10 protein-coding genes are annotated in these 16,097 nt (G+C 64.8%); 2 read left to right on the top strand and 8 right to left on the bottom strand.

All coding sequences use genetic code 11. The features are described 5' to 3' along the window. Positions 1 to 113: 113 nt before the first annotated feature. The 4 genes from AC5ZGW_RS10330 to AC5ZGW_RS10315 form a co-directional block, all read right to left on the bottom strand. Positions 114 to 2,501, bottom strand: coding sequence for an efflux RND transporter permease subunit (locus tag AC5ZGW_RS10330; protein WP_130224328.1), 2,388 nt, complete (start codon positions 2,499 to 2,501; stop codon positions 114 to 116). Positions 2,502 to 2,817: 316 nt separating this feature from the next. Then, a complete protein-coding gene (gene eutC, locus AC5ZGW_RS10325; RefSeq protein ID WP_130224330.1) occupies positions 2,818 to 3,588 on the bottom strand; it encodes an ethanolamine ammonia-lyase subunit EutC in 771 nt (256 codons plus the stop codon). Between the two features lie 6 nt (positions 3,589 to 3,594). After that, positions 3,595 to 5,181: a B12-binding domain-containing radical SAM protein gene (locus tag AC5ZGW_RS10320; RefSeq protein ID WP_130224332.1), complete on the bottom strand. Its 1,587-nt coding sequence runs from the start codon at positions 5,179 to 5,181 to the stop codon at positions 3,595 to 3,597. Between the two features lie 141 nt (positions 5,182 to 5,322). Continuing rightward, the gene (locus AC5ZGW_RS10315) at positions 5,323 to 6,705 is read right to left on the bottom strand and encodes an ethanolamine ammonia-lyase subunit EutB (RefSeq protein WP_130224334.1); all 1,383 of its coding nucleotides are present in this window, start codon (positions 6,703 to 6,705) and stop codon (positions 5,323 to 5,325) included. Positions 6,706 to 6,913: 208 nt separating this feature from the next. Here AC5ZGW_RS10315 and AC5ZGW_RS10310 point away from each other — a divergent pair, with 208 nt between their 5' ends. Next, entirely contained in the window at positions 6,914 to 8,662 is a 1,749-nt protein-coding gene (locus tag AC5ZGW_RS10310) for a methyl-accepting chemotaxis protein (protein WP_245474577.1), read from the top strand. Between the two features lie 12 nt (positions 8,663 to 8,674). On the opposite strand, the gene AC5ZGW_RS10305 is transcribed toward AC5ZGW_RS10310, so the two are convergent. Then, positions 8,675 to 9,931: a sensor histidine kinase gene (locus AC5ZGW_RS10305; protein ID WP_245474578.1), complete on the bottom strand. Its 1,257-nt coding sequence runs from the start codon at positions 9,929 to 9,931 to the stop codon at positions 8,675 to 8,677. Between the two features lie 132 nt (positions 9,932 to 10,063). Continuing rightward, positions 10,064 to 11,056 carry a formylglycine-generating enzyme family protein gene (locus AC5ZGW_RS10300; protein WP_130224336.1) on the bottom strand — a complete coding sequence of 331 codons (993 nt, stop codon included), beginning with the start codon at positions 11,054 to 11,056 and terminating at the stop codon, positions 10,064 to 10,066. Positions 11,057 to 11,501: 445 nt separating this feature from the next. Here AC5ZGW_RS10300 and AC5ZGW_RS10295 point away from each other — a divergent pair, with 445 nt between their 5' ends. Next, complete coding sequence (locus AC5ZGW_RS10295) at positions 11,502 to 12,491, top strand: helix-turn-helix domain-containing protein (protein WP_035691666.1); 990 nt, start codon at positions 11,502 to 11,504, stop codon at positions 12,489 to 12,491. A 133-nt stretch (positions 12,492 to 12,624) separates the two neighbouring features. On the opposite strand, the gene AC5ZGW_RS10290 is transcribed toward AC5ZGW_RS10295, so the two are convergent. Continuing rightward, positions 12,625 to 13,503: a transglutaminase family protein gene (locus AC5ZGW_RS10290; RefSeq protein ID WP_130224338.1), complete on the bottom strand. Its 879-nt coding sequence runs from the start codon at positions 13,501 to 13,503 to the stop codon at positions 12,625 to 12,627. Next, positions 13,500 to 16,022, bottom strand: coding sequence for a circularly permuted type 2 ATP-grasp protein (locus AC5ZGW_RS10285; protein WP_130224340.1), 2,523 nt, complete (start codon positions 16,020 to 16,022; stop codon positions 13,500 to 13,502). The genes AC5ZGW_RS10290 and AC5ZGW_RS10285 overlap by 4 nt, the downstream gene beginning before the upstream one ends. Positions 16,023 to 16,097: the final 75 nt, after the last annotated feature.

Here is a 16,097-nt window from a genome sequence, read left to right as displayed (position 1 = left end):
GCGGGGTGCAGTTCGTAGCCCGGGTGAAGCGAACGCGTAACTCGGGACATCAGCATCAGCGTTCCGCGCGGCCCCGGGTACGTTGGCGCTCCACCCGGGCTACAGTTACTGCATCACTCCGCAGCCTTCGCCTGCGGCGGTGGCGTGGCGGTGCCGCGCAATTTCTCCGACAGGTTGATCAGGAACATTGCGGTCGGCCGGAGGATGAAGAGGTCGGCGACGAGGGCTGCGATCATCGAGAAGGCGGAGAGCCAGCCGAACAGGCGCAGCGACGGCAGGTCGGAGAACACGGTCACCACCAGGCCGCAGGCCAGCACCACCGTGGTCAGGATCAGCGCGGGTCCGACCAGCACGGTTGCGCGCTCGACGGCGACCGCTGCGGTGATGCCGGGCTTGTGCTCGAGCCTCAGGCGGTTGAGGAAGTGGATGGTTGCGGAGAGGCCGAGGCCGAACGATACCGTCAGCGCCACCACGCTCGCAAACTGCAGGCCTTCGCCGAGCAGCCACAACACCGTGCCCGACAGCACCACCGGGAAGATGCCCGGCAGGATGCAGGAGAACATCACGACGACGGAGCGGAAGGCGAGCCCGATGAAGATCGCGACCAGGGCGAACTCGATCGTCAGCCCGTGGTTGAGCTTCTCGATCATGCTGGCGCTGTTGCGCGCGGCGATCGCCGACAGCCCGGTGACGGCGATCTCGTAGCCGGGATGTTCGGCGCGCACCTTGTCGAGCGCGTGATCGAGCTTGTCGACCACCGGCAGGATCTCGCTTGAATCGAGATCGGGCACACGACCGGACACCACCACGGCATCCTGATTTGCGGAGATGAAGCGCCGCACCAGATGTTCGGGGATGACGCTGACATACTCCTTCAGCGTCGCGACATCGGTCGCGCCCGCCTTCTCGGCGAGCCAGCGGCGCAGCGTTTCCAGCGACCAGACATTGCCGACGCCGGCCGCACCTTCGACCGTGGAGTGAACCTCAGCGATCACCTTCAAGGTCTCGGGCGCGTAGAGCGAAGCGCCCTTCGGGAATTCGATCAGGACGTCGATCGGATTGGCGCCGGTCAGCTTGGCGTCAAGCCGATTGCTGGCCTCGACCGCCTGCTGCTTGTTCGGCACCTGGTCGGCCAGCCGATAGCGCGGCTCGAGATTGGCATAGATGATGCCGAGCCCGCCGACGAAGATCAGCGCGACCAGGCTGAACAGCCCGGGCCGGCTGACCATGCGGACCGCGATCCAGTAGCAGAAATTGCGCAGCGCCTGCACGCCGGCATCGGCGCTCTGGAACTTGACCGCGAAGATGCGCTCGTTGCGCACGAACAATACGCCGAATACCGGCACCAGCGACAACACCGCGAGCAGCGCGATGATGGTGGCGGCCAAGCCCGCCTCGCCGAATTTGCGGATCAGGTCGGAATCGGAGAACTGCAGCGCGATAAAGGAAATGCCGGCGGTCGCGTGCGTCAGCACGCAGGCCGGCCCCACCACCCGCACGGCATTGGTAAACGCGCTCAATTTGTCCTGCCCTGCGATCAGCCGGTCGCGCGCCGCGAAGGTGAGCTGCATCGAGTCGGAGAAGCTGATCACCATGATGAGCGGCGTCATCACGTTCAGGAACATGTTGAGATTGAAATTGGCCCAGCCGAGGGCGCCGAGCGCGAGCAGGATCGCGATCATCGGCGGGAATGCTGCCACCACCATGAAGGAGATCTTGCGGAAGAAGATGATCGCGATGATGCAGCCGGCAAGGATGCCGAGGACGTTGTAGGTCAATCCGTCGCGTTCGACCGCGTTGCGGATCTCAAGCTGCATCACCGGCACGCCGGAGAGCTGGGCATTGAGGCCGCTGCCGGAGAGATCGTCGGCCATCACCTTGCGGATCTCGCCGACTGCTGTGCTCAGCTTGTTGCTCGAGACCACTTCGGGATCGAGCGACAGCACGACCAGGGCCAGCGTACCGTCCTCCGACAACAGCTTGCCGCGAATGATCTCGTTGGATTTCACCGTCTCGACGAACTTGTCGTAGGCGGCGCCTTCGGGCAGTTCGTTGGGGAATAGCGCCGCCGGCAGTTTGCCGGGCTCCGGCGCCTGCCGCGCCGAGAACAGCGAGATCAGGCCGCGCACCCCGTCGACCAGTTGCAGGTCGGTGACCATGTCGCGCAATTTCTCGAGGTTGTCGCGCGCCAGCAGCGTCTTGCCCTCGACCACGACCAGCACGTCGAACTCGGTCGCCGGGAAGCGCTTCGTCACCTCCTCATATTGCTTGTAGTCCTTGGTGTTGGAACGGAACAGTTGCGACAGCGAATCGTCGATCTTGATTCGCTGGACGCCGAACACTGCCGCGATCATCAGCGCGACCAGGACGATCAGCGAGACGACCGGCGCCTTGACCGCGATCAGCCCGATGCGCTCCAGCCCGAAAGCGATACTGGCCCCCTGCGGCGGCTCCTCGACCTTTCCGACGTGGACCTGACTTTCGGAATTCTTTTCGAGCATGCCCTGTCCAGTTCTGAAATCGGCGCGAATTGTCTAGCTTGGGTTTTCCGGGCGTGCACAACGCTCTACAGTCACTTCCAATCGGGGCTAGCCCTTGAAAACACGGAAGTATTGACCGTCGCCGGTTTTACAGGCCCCTCCGGCGCCTCGCAAGCACAAGGGAGAGGTCAAATCAGCGTGTGCGGTACAAAAATCGCCATTAAGTATCTGATTTGTCACAGCGCACGAACGGATCGGACTGAAGCAGTCCCGCTCTCATCTCTTTGTTCGAACGTGATCTTTTCGGAAGGCCGGTCCCGCCTCCCCGATCGTCAGCTCAGGACGCGCCGAGCTGCGGCGGAATGCCTCCGCTCTCGTCCTTCAAGGCAACGCCGGTGACTTCGCGGCTCAGTCCCTCGCGGACCAGCCACGCGATTCGGTATGCCGCTTCCGCGTAGGTGAGGCCCGCGCGGTGGATGTTGGAGATGCAGTTGCGTTCCGCATCGGTGCGGCCGATCCGCGGCGCGAAGGTCAGGTAAGCGCCGAGGCTGTCGGGCGCGGACAGGCCGGGCCGCTCGCCAATCAGCACCAAGACCATGCGCGCGTTGAGAAGCGCGCCGATTTCGTCGCCCAGCGCAACCCGCGCGCCCGACGCGATCACGGTCCCGCCGATATCAATCCGGCCAGCCGCAAGCTTCGGCAATAGATGGCGTACCAGCTCGACCGCATGGACATTGACCGCGGTCGGCGACAGGCCATCGCCGATCACAAGAGCGAGTTGGCTGGACGTGCTGCCGTGGCTCTCCAAGGCGCGCCGCGATTCGGGATCGAGCATGCGTCCAAGATCGGGACGCCGGAGATAGTCGCGGCGATCGCGCGCCTGGCTCGACACCTGGAGCAGCTGCAGGCCGAGCTCGTTCAATCCCGCAATGAGGCCATTGAGATCGAAAGCCGCATGAACGGCATCGCGCGCACGGGCATGGTCGAGCGTAAAGCTCAGCAGCGCCTCGGTCGGCAGGCTGGAGCCGGAACGGCCGAGCCCGACGCGCGCCGGCGTCAATTCCCGCAGGCGCGTCAGCGAAAGGGGCGGCGGCGCCGGTGGCTTCATTTCGGGCTACTCGGCGGGCACGGAAGCTTCGCGCAGCCGGATCGAATAGTTCGACGCGTTCTGCTGGCCCCTCGAGGCCGCACGCGCGAACGTGATCAGGTGATGCGCGATCATCGAAGATGCGATCAACCCTTCGATGTCGCCGCGGCGAAGCCGCCCGAGCGCGAACTTCCAGAACGTCCGCCTGTAGTCGCCGAGCACGCCGACCTGCCAGAAGATGTTGCGCAGCATGATCAGCCCGCGCTTGATATTGGCCCAGCTCTTCCTTTCCGGGCTGATAGGCACCTTCACGCGGTGGGCGTAGGTGTAGTCGCATTGGTGCTCGTAGCGCGCGAACAGCTTTTCGGGCTCGTAGGCCACCTCCATGCACCGCTTCCAGGAGCTGATGACCTCATCATAGGGCAAAAGGAACTCGACGTTGGAGTCGCGGCTGTCGTCCTCGACCAGCCGTCCCTCGCGTTCGAGCCGATCCCAGAGCGGCGTCTTCGGCAGCGCCTGCAGCAGGTTGATCGTCAATAGCGGAATCCGGGATTCATCGACGAAAGCAAGCAGCGCGTCCGCGGTCTCGGCCTTGTCGGTGTCCAGGCCCATGATGATGCCGGAGACGACCTCCATGCCGTAGGAATTGATGGTCTGAACGCCTTCGAGGATCGGGACCATCATGTTGTGGTCCTTGTGCATCGCCTTCAGCGCGTCGGGATCGGGCGTCTCGATACCGCAGAAGATGGTGACGAAGTAGGCTTCGCGCATCTTCTCGAGGATCTCGGGGCGCTTGGCGATGTTCAGCGTCGCCTCGCAGGCGAGCCGCACGACATAACCGGTCTTCTTCTGCCACTCGATCAGATGCGGCAACAAGTCCAGTGTTGCCTTGCGGTTGCCGATAAAATTGTCATCGACGAAATAAACCGTGTCGGTCATGCCGCATTCGCGCAACCGCTCGAGCTCGGCGATGATCTGCTGCGGCGTCTTCAGGCGCGGGTTGCGGCCGTAGAGGCCGGGGATATCGCAGAACTCGCACTGATAGGGGCAGCCGCTGGAGAACTGGATGCTGCCGAGGAAATAGCGTCGTGTCTCCGCAAGCTCGTAGGCCGGGATCGGGAACTCCGTCATCGGCACACGGTCCATGGTCTTCAGAACCACCTGCTCAGGTGGGCGCGACGGATCGCGCGCCAGCCGCGCGATCAATTCATTGGTGGCGTCGCCGAGCTCGCCGACGTGGAGATAGTCGAACGACGGATAGTAGTCCGGGCAGGCGCTGACTGAGGGGCCGCCAAGGGCGACGGCAAGATTGAAGGTATGCGCCCGACGGCAGATGTCGTTCATGTGGTGGCGCTGGATGTGCATGCCGCTGACGAACACCGCCTCCGCCCACTCGAAATCTGCCTTGCTGGCGGGACGGATGTTCTCGTCGATGAAGCGGACCTGCCAGTTTTCCGGCAGATAGGCGGCGATCAGCAACAGCCCCTGCGGCGGCATGAAAGCCTTGACGCCGTCGGTCAAGGGATAGGCGTATTCGAACGTACCGAACGCCGATGTGTAGCGCGGGAAGACGCAGAGGATGCGTCGCGCCGTCTCGATGCCCTCAGCTCTCATCAAAACTTCCTTAAGACGAGCCTAAACCAAATGTAAGCACGGCATCGAACGCTGGGCCAGAAATTCTTCAAGATTGTGGCAGCGCACACGCGCAGGGAACGGTTCGTTGCCAAAGAGCACTGCGAGAGGGAACGCCGAGTTTCAGGCGATCAGGCGCGAGGCAAATTCGGGCAGCAGCCCTGCACGATCGGTAAGCTGGAAGTCGTTTCCCGCGAGCCCGGCGCGGAGCAGCCAGTCGTCGAATTCGGGCGCCCGCTTGAGACCGAAGACGTTCCGGACATAGAGCGCGTCGTGGAACGACGTCGACTGGTAGTTCAGCATAACATCGTCGGCGCCGGGCACCCCCATGATGAAAGTGACACCGGCCGCGGCCAGCAGCGTCAGGAGATTGTCCATGTCGTCCTGGTCGGCCTCGGCGTGGTTGGTGTAGCAGACGTCGACGCCGAGCGGCAGGCCGAGCAGCTTGCCGCAGAAATGATCCTCGAGGCCCGCGCGAATGATTTCCTTGCCGTCATAGAGATATTCCGGGCCGATAAAGCCGACCACGCTGTTCACGAGCAAAGGATCGAAAGCACGGGCGACCGCATAGGCTCTAGCCTCGCAGGTCTGCTGGTCGACGCCGTGATGGGCGCCCGCCGACAGCGCCGAGCCCTGCCCGGTCTCGAAATACATGACGTTGTCACCGACCGTGCCGCGGCGGAGCGACAGTCCCGCCTCGCGCGCTTCGCCGAGCAGCGCAAGATCGACGCCGAAGCTGCGGTTGGCGGCTTCCGTCCCGGCGATCGACTGGAACACCAGATCGACCGGCAGGCCCCGCCCGATCAGCCCGAGCGTCGTCGTCACATGGGTCAGCACGCAGCCCTGGGTCGGGACCGAAAGGCGCGTGATGATGTCGTCAAGCAGCCTGAGCAGGCCGCCGATGATATTGGGATCGTCGCTTGCCGGATTGATGCCGATGCAGGCGTCGCCTGATCCGAGCAGGAGCCCGTCGAGGATCGAGGCGGTGATGCCCTTGACGTCGTCAAAGGGATGGTTGGGCTGCAGCCGCGTGCTCATCTGGCCGCGCAACCCGATGGTGTTGCGGAAGCGGGTCGTCACCTCGCATTTCTTCGCAGCCAGGATCAGGTCCTGGTTGCGCATCAGTTTCGACACTGCGGCCGCCATTTCCGGCGTGATGCCGCGGGACAGCCTCTGCAGCGCATCGGTGCTCGCGGCATCCGACAACAGCCAGTCGCGAAAGCCGCCGACGGTCAGTGACGAGATGACGGCAAAGGCTGCGGCATCATGGGTGTCGAGGATCAGCCGGGTGACCTCGTCGTCCTCGTAGGGGATGACCGCCTCGTTCAGGAACTGCTTCAGCGGCACGTCGGCGAGCGCGACCCGCGCCGCGATCGTCTCCTGCGCACTTCCGGCCGCGATCCCGGCAAGGCGGTCGCCGGAGCGCGGCGGCGTGGCCTTGGCGAGCAGGTCGCGCAGATCGCCGAATACGTAAGAGGTGGCACCGATGACGTGGCGATAGACCATGAGGGATTCCCGCGCGCTGGCCGCGCTTCATTGGATCAACAGTCTATCACCATGCAAGAACCGGTGCCGACCGGCTATCCGGTCCCACCTGGGCTACCTCGCCACCGGTTGCAATGGGGGGAACTTCGCGCATTAAGAAATTGTCCACCAAAATTCTGGATGATTTTACCGGCCGTTGGTGCTCCCCGGCCCATCTGGAGTGCCCCGAATGGCTGAAATCACGACCTCCCCCCGCCCCATCCCTGTCCGCGCCATGGCGTCCCGGCTTTCCCTTGCTGCCAAGCTGTATGCGATCTTTGCACTGTTCGCGGTGCTGACCGCGGCCATCACCTTCCTGTCCGACCACAACAGCCGCCGGAACGCAGAGCTCACGGAGGCCGTGGAGACGGCAAGCCGCGCGGCGCTGAATGTCGAGCGGGTCAATTCGCTCGTCTATGCGGTGGTGATGGAATCCCGCGGCATCTACATGTCGACGGATCCGGCCGCGGTGAAGAAATACGGCGATGGGCTGCTCAAGTTCAACGAGCGCATCCTCGCCGTGGTCAAGAGCTGGGAGCAGATCGTCCAGGCCGACGATGCCGAGCAGTTCGCCAAATTCAAGAAGCGCATCGAGCAGTTCGTCGACTTCCGCAAGGAGCTCGTGCGCCGCGGCGTCGAGATCGGCGCCGCCGCGGGCCGCGAATGGGGCGACAACGACGCCAACCGCGACGTGCGTACGGCGCTGAACAAGGATCTGGAGGCGCTGTCGAAGGTCTATGCCGAGCGCAGCAGGAAGCTGGCGCAGGAGACCGACGCCAATCGCACCATGGCGCTCGTGCTGACCGGCCTCGGCGGCCTGGCGCTGGTCCTGGTGGTGTTCGGCGTGCTGATCATCGCGCGCTCGATCGCCCGCCCGCTGTCCGCGATCACCACGACGATCAGGCAGGTCGCGGCAGGCGAGGAGAACGTCGCCGTTCCCCACACAGGGCGTGGCGACGAGATCGGGGCGCTGGCGCGCGCGATCGAGATCTTCCGGGAGGCGATGCAGCGCAACCGCAACCTCAATTCGCAGGTGCTGCAGGAATCGAGGGCACGCGATGACCGCTCCAGGCACATCGAAGCCTCGGTGGACGCGTTCCGCGAGGCGATCGGCGCCGTGCTGCGTGCGGTCAACGACAATGCGGCCTCGATGCGCGATACCGCGCAGGCCATTGCCAGCGTCGCATCGGATGCCAGCGATCGCGCAGTGACAGCGGCCGGCGCCACCACGCGGGCCGCGGGCAATGTCTCCGCCGTCGCCAGCGCCGCCGAAGAACTCTCGGCCTCGGTGCAGGAGATCGGCCGCCAGGTCCGCCAGTCCGCCGGCGCGGTCGAAGAGGCCGGCCAGCGCACCGACAAGTCTGTCGCCGAGATCGAAGGACTTGCCGCCGCGACCCAGCGCATCGACGGCGTGCTCACGCTGATCCGGGCGATCGCCGAGCAGACCAACCTGCTCGCGCTCAACGCCACCATCGAGGCCGCCCGCGCCGGTGACGCCGGCCGCGGCTTTGCCGTCGTCGCCCATGAGGTCAAGGCGCTGGCGGAACAGACGGCGAAAGCCACCGTCGACATCGGCGAGAATATCGGCACGATCCAGGCCTCGACGCGCAATTCGGTCGAGGCGGTGCGCGAGATCGGCAATGCCGTCCGCGAGATCAACGCCGTGACATCGAATATCGCAAGCGCCGTCGGCGAGCAGGATGCCGCGACGCGCGAGATCTCGATCAATGCGCAGGCGGCCGCGCAAGGCAATGATACGCTGGTGGTCAATATCGGCTCGCTCAGCGAAGCGATGGGAAAGACATCCGTTGCGGCCGAATCCGTGCTTGCCGCCTCCGGTGATTTGACCGCGACGGCGGAGACGCTGTCGCGCGAGGTCGAGAAATTCTTCCGTAATTTGCGCGCCGATCCGGTCGAAGGTGTGCGGAAGAGCGCGTGATCCCTCCGCTCGCTAATGCGCGCTTTGCTCGCCCGCGATCCTCGGCAACAGCAGTTGAACGCGTGTGCCGCTGCCCACCTTGCTATCCAGCCTGATCCGTCCTCCCAGGCGCTCGGTCACGATGTTGTGGACGATGTGCAGGCCAAGGCCGGTCGCGCCTTCGTGGCGGCGGGTCGTGAAGAAGGGATCGAACGCGCGGCGCCTGGTCTCGGCGCTCATCCCTGAGCCGTTGTCGGCGAACACCACCTCGACGTGATCGGCCCCCGCGGCGCGCACGGTCAGATCGACAGCACCACGGCGGCCGTCCGGAAACGCGTGCGCGATGACATTGAACGCCAGATTCGTCAGGACCTGCCCGTAAGGACCGGGATAGCTGTTGATCCGAAGATTTGGCTCGCACCATGCATTCAATGTGATGCCGCGCTCCTGAAACTCGGGACGCAGGTTCGACAGGATCCGTCCTGTCAATTCACCAACATCGAACTCGCGTCGTTCGGATTGATCGTCGTCGGCTGCGACCTGCTTGAACGCGCTCACCAGTTCGGCCGCGCGATTGAGGTTCGTGACAAGCTGGTTCGATGCATCGTTGATCGCGTCGACGAACTCGGTCAACGTCGACCGGCGGAGCCCGCCGCACGCGGCTTCGGCCGCAAAGCGCTCGGTCCTGCGCTGAAGCGACGAAGCAACCGTCAGGCTGATGCCGACGGGATTGTTGACCTCATGGGCAACGCCCGCGACCATCCGGCCAAGCGCAGCAAGCTTCTCGGCTTCAACCAGCGAAGCCTGGGCCTCTCGCAGATCTTGCAGCGCGGCCTCGGCCGCGTCGCGGGCCTGCCGAAGCGCCTGTTCGCTGCGCTTGCGCTCGGTGATCTCCTCCGCCGCGACGTTGATGGCGACGATCTGGCCGCTCGGCGCACGCAACGGGTGCCAATACGTCACCCAGAAACGCTCATCGACCTGATCGGCCCGTTGACCGGCGACCTCGACGCCGATCACCGGTTCGCCGGTCTCCATGATCGACTGCACGATCTGCTCGACCGAGTCGGCCAGCGCAGGCACGCAATCCCTGACGGAGCGTCCGAGATGATATTCGACGGACAATCCGCATATCTCGGTAAGACGTTGATTGATCTGCAGATACCGGCAGTCTGGAGACAGGCATGCAAGCCCGATCGGCGCCGTGTCATAGACCAGTTGCAGCGCCGGCTGCGGGAACAACATGACGGCCGCTGGTTCGCCCCCCGGCCTCGCATTTGCAGTATTCGACACCACGCCTCCCCTGCTGCCAAGTGGCCAACTGCTGGAAGCACAGACTTGTTCCGATCAACGGAACCGATTCAACGACGCTTTCCTAGCTCGGTCGCGCGCTCAGCGGAGTGCAACCTACAGGATGACCGCGCATCACGAATGATGGCGAGACGGGGAAACGGGTGACCGCAACACACACCGGAAGCCGACATGGCTCGTGGAGGCATCAACCGCCTCCGCGTGCCGCGCAGCGGGACGATAGCGGCGGCTGTAATTCGGCGCGGAAAGATGCGAACCGCCCTTGAGCACCTTGCGTGGGATGCGGGCCCGCGCGCGCGCCGGATCGTAGCTGGCCTCCTTGCGGCCACCGACGGGATTATGCGGGACGCCGTGCTGCGCGTCGGCCTCATGGTGTGCCGACCACCAATCGGTTGTCCACTCCCAGACGTTGCCGATCATGTCGTGGACGCCATAGCCGTTCGGCGGGAACGCCGTCACCGGCGAAGTACGGTCATAGCCGTCCTCGCAGAGATTCTGCACCGGGAAATTGCCTTGCCAGGTATTGGCCATGTGGACGCCGCCGGGCATCAGGGCGTTGCCCCAGGCGTATTCCTCATCCTCGAGCCCGCCGCGCGCGGCAAATTCCCACTCCGCTTCCGTCGGCAATTCCTTTCCGACCCATTTCGCGTAAGCCAATGCGTCGGCGTAAGTGATGTGCACGACCGGATGACTGCCGAGCACGTAGATGTGGGTCTTGGGGCCGTATGGATGGCGCCAGTTAGCCCCGGGCATGAACGTCCACCACTGGCTGGTGTCGCGCAGATCGCGCACCCGCCGCGGCGCCGTGAAGACGAGCGAACCTGCCTGGCGCATGTCCGGCGGTGCATCAGGATCGTTGGCGGGACCGGGCGGAATCTCCGCCGCAGTGATGTAGCCGGTGGCGAGCACGAACTCGCGAAACTGCCAATTGGTGACGGGTGTCCGGTCGATCCAGAAACCGTCGACCGTCACGCGATGCGATGGCGCTTCCTCGGGGTAGTGATGGTCCGATCCCATCCGGAACGTGCCGCCGGGAATCCAGACCATGTCCTCGGTCCTGATATCATCCGGCTGATAGTTGCTGCACTCGATCTCTGCCCGAAACATGGCGCCAGCTTTGCGCGGTGTCGCGCCCCTTCCGGTTCAAGCGCCGCCAGCCCAGCGGCAACAACAGGTGAGCCCTCTTCTTGTCGTGTGCGAGGGCTGCCGTAAGCGCAGCCGCACCCGTGGCCTGCGACGCGGTCCGACACGACCTCATCACGTGCGTCCTCTGGTTGTGGACCAAAGGATAGACCAACTCCGCAGGCCTGTGATGTGCAGACTGTGCCAATTTTCGGCAAGCTTGCTTACAGCCGCCCACGCGAACCCGGCCGATCTCCTGCGGTTGGTAAAACGCGTTCGCGAAAATCGAGAGAAAAATTACCGCCGCACAACCGCCATCGCGAAACCCGAATCGGCAGGACAATCGGTGTCCTGGTGTGGCAGGAACTTCACCGTCCTCCGGCTTGTTGCCGGGACCGGCACTGCCCCAGCGTGCGTGGGGGAAGCGAAGATGGCGCAACATCTTTCGGTGAACATCTCCAACCTCGATGGCTTCGAGGGCATGCATCAGGGCGTCAAGGGCAGCCATGTCGACGTCATGCAGATCGGACGTGGCAGGATGCGCGGGACCCTGTCTCATGTCGGCATCGGGGATTTCTCGCTGAGCATCGGCTCGTTCAATCTCGGCCTGCGCACGCAGCGCATCTCGACCGATGACCGGCTGATCGTTGGAATGCTGCTTGATGCCGAAGACCGTGTCACGCACTGGTCGTTCGACATGCGTCCGTCCGACGTCCTGGTGATCCCGCCGCTGGTCGAGCATGATGGGATCTTCCACGGCGCATCCACTTATGCAGCGGTCCGGCTCGATCTCGCTCATCTCGGCTCCGTGTTCGGCGGCGACGCGCGGCTCAGCGATCCCGCCCATTGGCTGGAAAAAAGCTACTATCGCACGAGCGATGCGATCGGCATGGTCGCGGCCCGCCGCCTGCCCCAGATCGTTTCAAGTCTCGCCCGGCACGAGGCGGTGCTTTCGGATGATGCGGCCGAATTCTGGAAGCGCGCCATCGTCGACTGCATGACGGGTACGATCGTCAATTCGCTGCCGCCTGATGACAGCGGCTATCTGCCGTCGGCGATGAATCTCGTTCGCCGCGTCGAGGACTATCTCGATAGAGTGGGCCCGAGGCCGGTGCATATCTCCGAGATCTGCGCCGAATTCAGGCTGTCGCGGCGCGGACTTCACCGTGCCTTTCACGACGTGTTCGGCATCGGCCCCGTGACATTCCTGCGCCACAAGCGCCTTTGCGCCATCCATTCCATGCTACGGGAAAGCGCGCCCGGAGAGGTCACCGTCGGCGAAGTCGCGATGCAGCAGGGCTTCATCGAGCTCGGACGGTTCGCCCAATATTACAGAAACCTGTTCGGCGAGTACCCGTCCGAGACACTTCGCGGCAAGCGCGCCGGCGCACTGCCGCCGTCCGCCGCCGCATTTCGTTGAGCCATCGGCTTTAATCCGTAGCCCGGATGGAGCGCAGCGCAAGCCGGGACAACTGTATCGACATCGAAGAAAGAACCCGGGTTACGCTGACGCTTCACCCGGGCTACGGCAGGATGCGATGCGCGTGACGGCGTCACTCCACCAGCAACACGTCGACGGAGACGTTCAGCTTCTGCTTGCGCGAGCCGACGATGATGCCGTCGACCGGCGAAACATCGGAGAAATCGCGGCCCACCGCGAGGATGATGTGATCGTTCTCGACCAGGAGATCGTTGGTCGGATCAAAGCCGATCCAGCCGAGCTCGGCGCCGCACCACACCGAGACCCAGGCATGGGTCGCGTCAGCCCCTTGCAAGCGCGGCTGTCCCGGCGGCGGGATGGTGCGCAAATAGCCGCTGACATAGGCCGCCGGCAGGCCGAGGCCGCGGAGCCCTGCGATCATCACATGGGCAAAGTCCTGGCAGACGCCGTGGCGTTTCTCGAACACTTCCGTCAGCGGCGTCGAGATCACGGTGGCCTTGGAATCATATCTGAAGTCGCTGCGGATGCGGCGCATCAGGTCGGCGGCACCCGCAACGATGCCGCCTCCGCTTGGAAAGCTTGCGGACGCGTAGGCCGTGAGCGGGGCGAGCACCGGCACCAGCGCGCTCGCAAAGACATAGCCGACCGGCGAGGATGGTCCGAGACTCGTCGCCTCGAACGCGATGTCGCGCACGCTCTCCCAGGACGGGCTCGGCGCGGTGCGGCCGGGCGCATGCCGCGAGACCGAGACGCGCGAGCGCGAGTCGATGCGCAGATTGCGATGCGCGGTCTCGATCAGGATGCTTTCGGTCAAGGTGCCGAAGAAGTCGCGCCGCGCCGTACGCTCCGCGGGCCGCGGCCTGATCTCGACGCTGTGGGAAATCAGTTGCTGCCCGCTGCCGCTTTGCGGCTCGAGCCGCAGCGAGCATCGCGCGACGCTCACCGGGCTTTCGTAGGAGTAGGTCGTGACGTGCCTGATATCGTAGATCACGCGAGGCCCGTCAGCTTCTCCGGCCGGCTCGCATTGGGCCCGTGCGGGAAATAATGCAGCCCGATGGCATCGGCGAGATTGAGCAGGTCCTGCTCCAGCGAGAACAGCGTCTTGACATCGAGTGTCTCTGCTTCCGCCGTCGCCAGCATCGCCTGCAGCGCGACCGCAAGCCGCTGCGGACGCTCGATCATGCCGTATTCCTTTAGGCTCGGCAGCGCCGCGATATGTTCGTTGAGGCTTTCGACCTGGAACGCGACCGAGCGCGGGTTATAGGGGTCGAGCACCGCGAGATCGCGCACCGGCGCGAGGAGCGGCGTCACCAAATAGCGCGAGCGATAGGTGATCTGACAATCGACGAGCGTCAGCAGGATGTCGAGGTCTTCGTCACCAGCCTCGTCATAGGCGAACTGCCGCGCGAAACGGGTGGTGTTGATGGCGCGCTCGGCACGGCGGCCCATGTCGAGGAAGCGCCAGCCGGCGGCGCGGTTCATGTTCTCCTGCGCAAGTCCCGCAAAGCTCGCCAGTTCCTGCAGCGTCAACTCGGCCGCGCTGATGACGCCATCGTCATCCTCGACCTCCTCGCCGAGCCGGTCCACCATCTCGGTGATGACCTGCCAGGCGTCCGGCGACAGACGCTCGCGCAGCGAGGTGGCGGTGCGCTGCGCCGAGCGGACCAGCGACAATGCCGAACCAAAGCGCTCCTCGCTCTGCAAGGCCTCGGAGGCGACCTTGGCCAAGTTCGCGCGCGCCGTCTGCGAGCTCGCGCCCCAGGCCACCAGCATGCGCTGGATGCGCTCGACCGAATGCAGGTTGGACGTGCTGCTCGGATTCGACCTCGCGGGATCGCGCATCGGCGAGCCGAGCGCGCGAATCAAGCGCAGCGTCGCTTCGGCGCGTTCGAGATAGCGGCCGAGCCAGAACAGATTGTCGGCGGCGCGGCTTGGCAACACGCCGGCGATGCGGCGGATGCGCACGGTATCGCTCGCGGGCAACAGGCTCGCGGTCGAAACCGCTTTTTCCGACACCACCCAGACATCCGCGGCGCGCGCGCCGTCGCCCATCGACACCGCGCGGGCGTCAGGCTGTTCGGCGATCCGGCAGAAGCCGCCGGGCAGGATCGTCCAGCCGTGCGGCGTGGCCGCAGCGAAGACGCGCAGCACAAAGGGGCGCGGCGTGAGCTGGCCGTTCTCCCACACCGGCGTGGTCGACAGCCGCACCAGTTCCTGGCCGACATAGTCGATGCCGCGTTCGACGATCGCATTCCGCAGCCGCTCGCGTTCGCTCGGCGACAGTTCGCCCGCGAGCACGGGGCCATGGCTGGCAAAACCCGGCACACCCCGGCCATAGGCGCTTTCGATCGCGAAATCATCGAGCCGCGACAGCACCTGTTCGCGCGCCGCCTTCTGGCCGCACCACCAGGTCGCGATATGCGGCATTTCCAGTTCTTCGCCGAGCAGGCGGCGGCAGAGGCTCGGCAGGAAACCGAGCAGCGCCCGTGCTTCAAGCACGCCCGAACCGGGCATGTTGGCGATGACCACGCCGCCTTTGCGCAGCACCTCGATCAGGCCGGGCACGCCGAGATGCGAGGAGGCGTTGAGCTCGAGCGGATCGAGCCAGTTGGAATCGACCCGCCGCAACAGCACGTCGAGCCGCTTCAGCCCCGCCACGGTGCGGATATGGACGCGGTCGCCGCTGACGGCGAGATCGTCGCCTTCGACCAGCAGGAAACCGAGATAGCGCGCCAGGGTCGCATGCTCGAAATAGGTCTCGTTGAACGAGCCCGGCGTCAACAGGCCGATGCGCGGCTCGTCGCGGTCGGCGCTGGCGCGCAGGCCATCGCGAAACGCTTCGAAGAACGGCGCGACGCGCTCGACATTCATCGACTTGTAAAGGCCGGAGAAAGCGCGGGAGAGCACCAGGCGGTTTTCCAGCGCGTAACCCGCGCCCGACGGCGCCTGCGTACGGTCGCCGAGCACCCACCAGCGGCCGTCAGGGCCGCGACCGACATCGGCGGCATAAAGATGGAGGTAGCGCCCGCCCGCCGGCTTGATGCCGCTGACGGCGCGCAGATATTCGCTGCTGCCCGCAATCGCGGCGGCGGGGATCGCGCCATCGGTGACAAGGCGACCATCGCCATAGATATCGCGCAGGATCATCTCGAGCAGTTGCGCGCGCTGCGTGATGCCGGAGACGAGCTGCTGCCAGTCGGCATCATCGATGATCAGCGGCAGGTGGCTGAGCGGCCACAGTCGGTCGGACGTTTCGCCGGGTGCGCGATAGGTGACGCCGGCGTCGCGCAAATGCCGGTCGGCGGCGGCGAAGCGGCGCTCGATCTCGGCCGGCGAAAGCGTGGCAAAAGCGTCGAAGAAACGGGTCCAAACCGGGCGCGGGGTGCCATCCGGGCCGATATATTCATCGGGGATGCCGGGCAGCCGCGCATAGTCGCGCGACCACTGCGCCATGCGGCGCTGGCCTGGTCGGACCTTGTTCTCCTGATTGTTGCCGACCGATCCGGTCATTCCCGACGCTCTGCGTTTGACGCGTTTTCTTCACGCGAACCGGTACCCACTTCGCTCGAAAACGCTATGGTGCAA

It is taken from the genome of Bradyrhizobium sp. Crot121, assembly GCF_059512385.1.
Note: the sequence above shows the minus strand (reverse complement) of the source record. Positions and strands in the feature narration are given on the sequence as shown.

What these genes read in the sequence shown, in the direction of transcription:
- AC5ZGW_RS10330 (WP_130224328.1), bottom strand. Translation starts at nt 2,501, where the DNA reads ATGCTCGAAAAGAATTCCGAAAGTCAGGTCCACGTCGGAAAGGTCGAG.
- eutC (WP_130224330.1), bottom strand. Translation starts at nt 3,588, where the DNA reads ATGAAGCCACCGGCGCCGCCGCCCCTTTCGCTGACGCGCCTGCGGGAA.
- AC5ZGW_RS10320 (WP_130224332.1), bottom strand. Translation starts at nt 5,181, where the DNA reads ATGAGAGCTGAGGGCATCGAGACGGCGCGACGCATCCTCTGCGTCTTC.
- AC5ZGW_RS10315 (WP_130224334.1), bottom strand. Translation starts at nt 6,705, where the DNA reads ATGGTCTATCGCCACGTCATCGGTGCCACCTCTTACGTATTCGGCGAT.
- AC5ZGW_RS10310 (WP_245474577.1), top strand. Translation starts at nt 6,914, where the DNA reads ATGGCTGAAATCACGACCTCCCCCCGCCCCATCCCTGTCCGCGCCATG.
- AC5ZGW_RS10300 (WP_130224336.1), bottom strand. Translation starts at nt 11,056, where the DNA reads ATGTTTCGGGCAGAGATCGAGTGCAGCAACTATCAGCCGGATGATATC.
- AC5ZGW_RS10295 (WP_035691666.1), top strand. Translation starts at nt 11,502, where the DNA reads ATGGCGCAACATCTTTCGGTGAACATCTCCAACCTCGATGGCTTCGAG.
- AC5ZGW_RS10285 (WP_130224340.1), bottom strand. Translation starts at nt 16,022, where the DNA reads ATGACCGGATCGGTCGGCAACAATCAGGAGAACAAGGTCCGACCAGGC.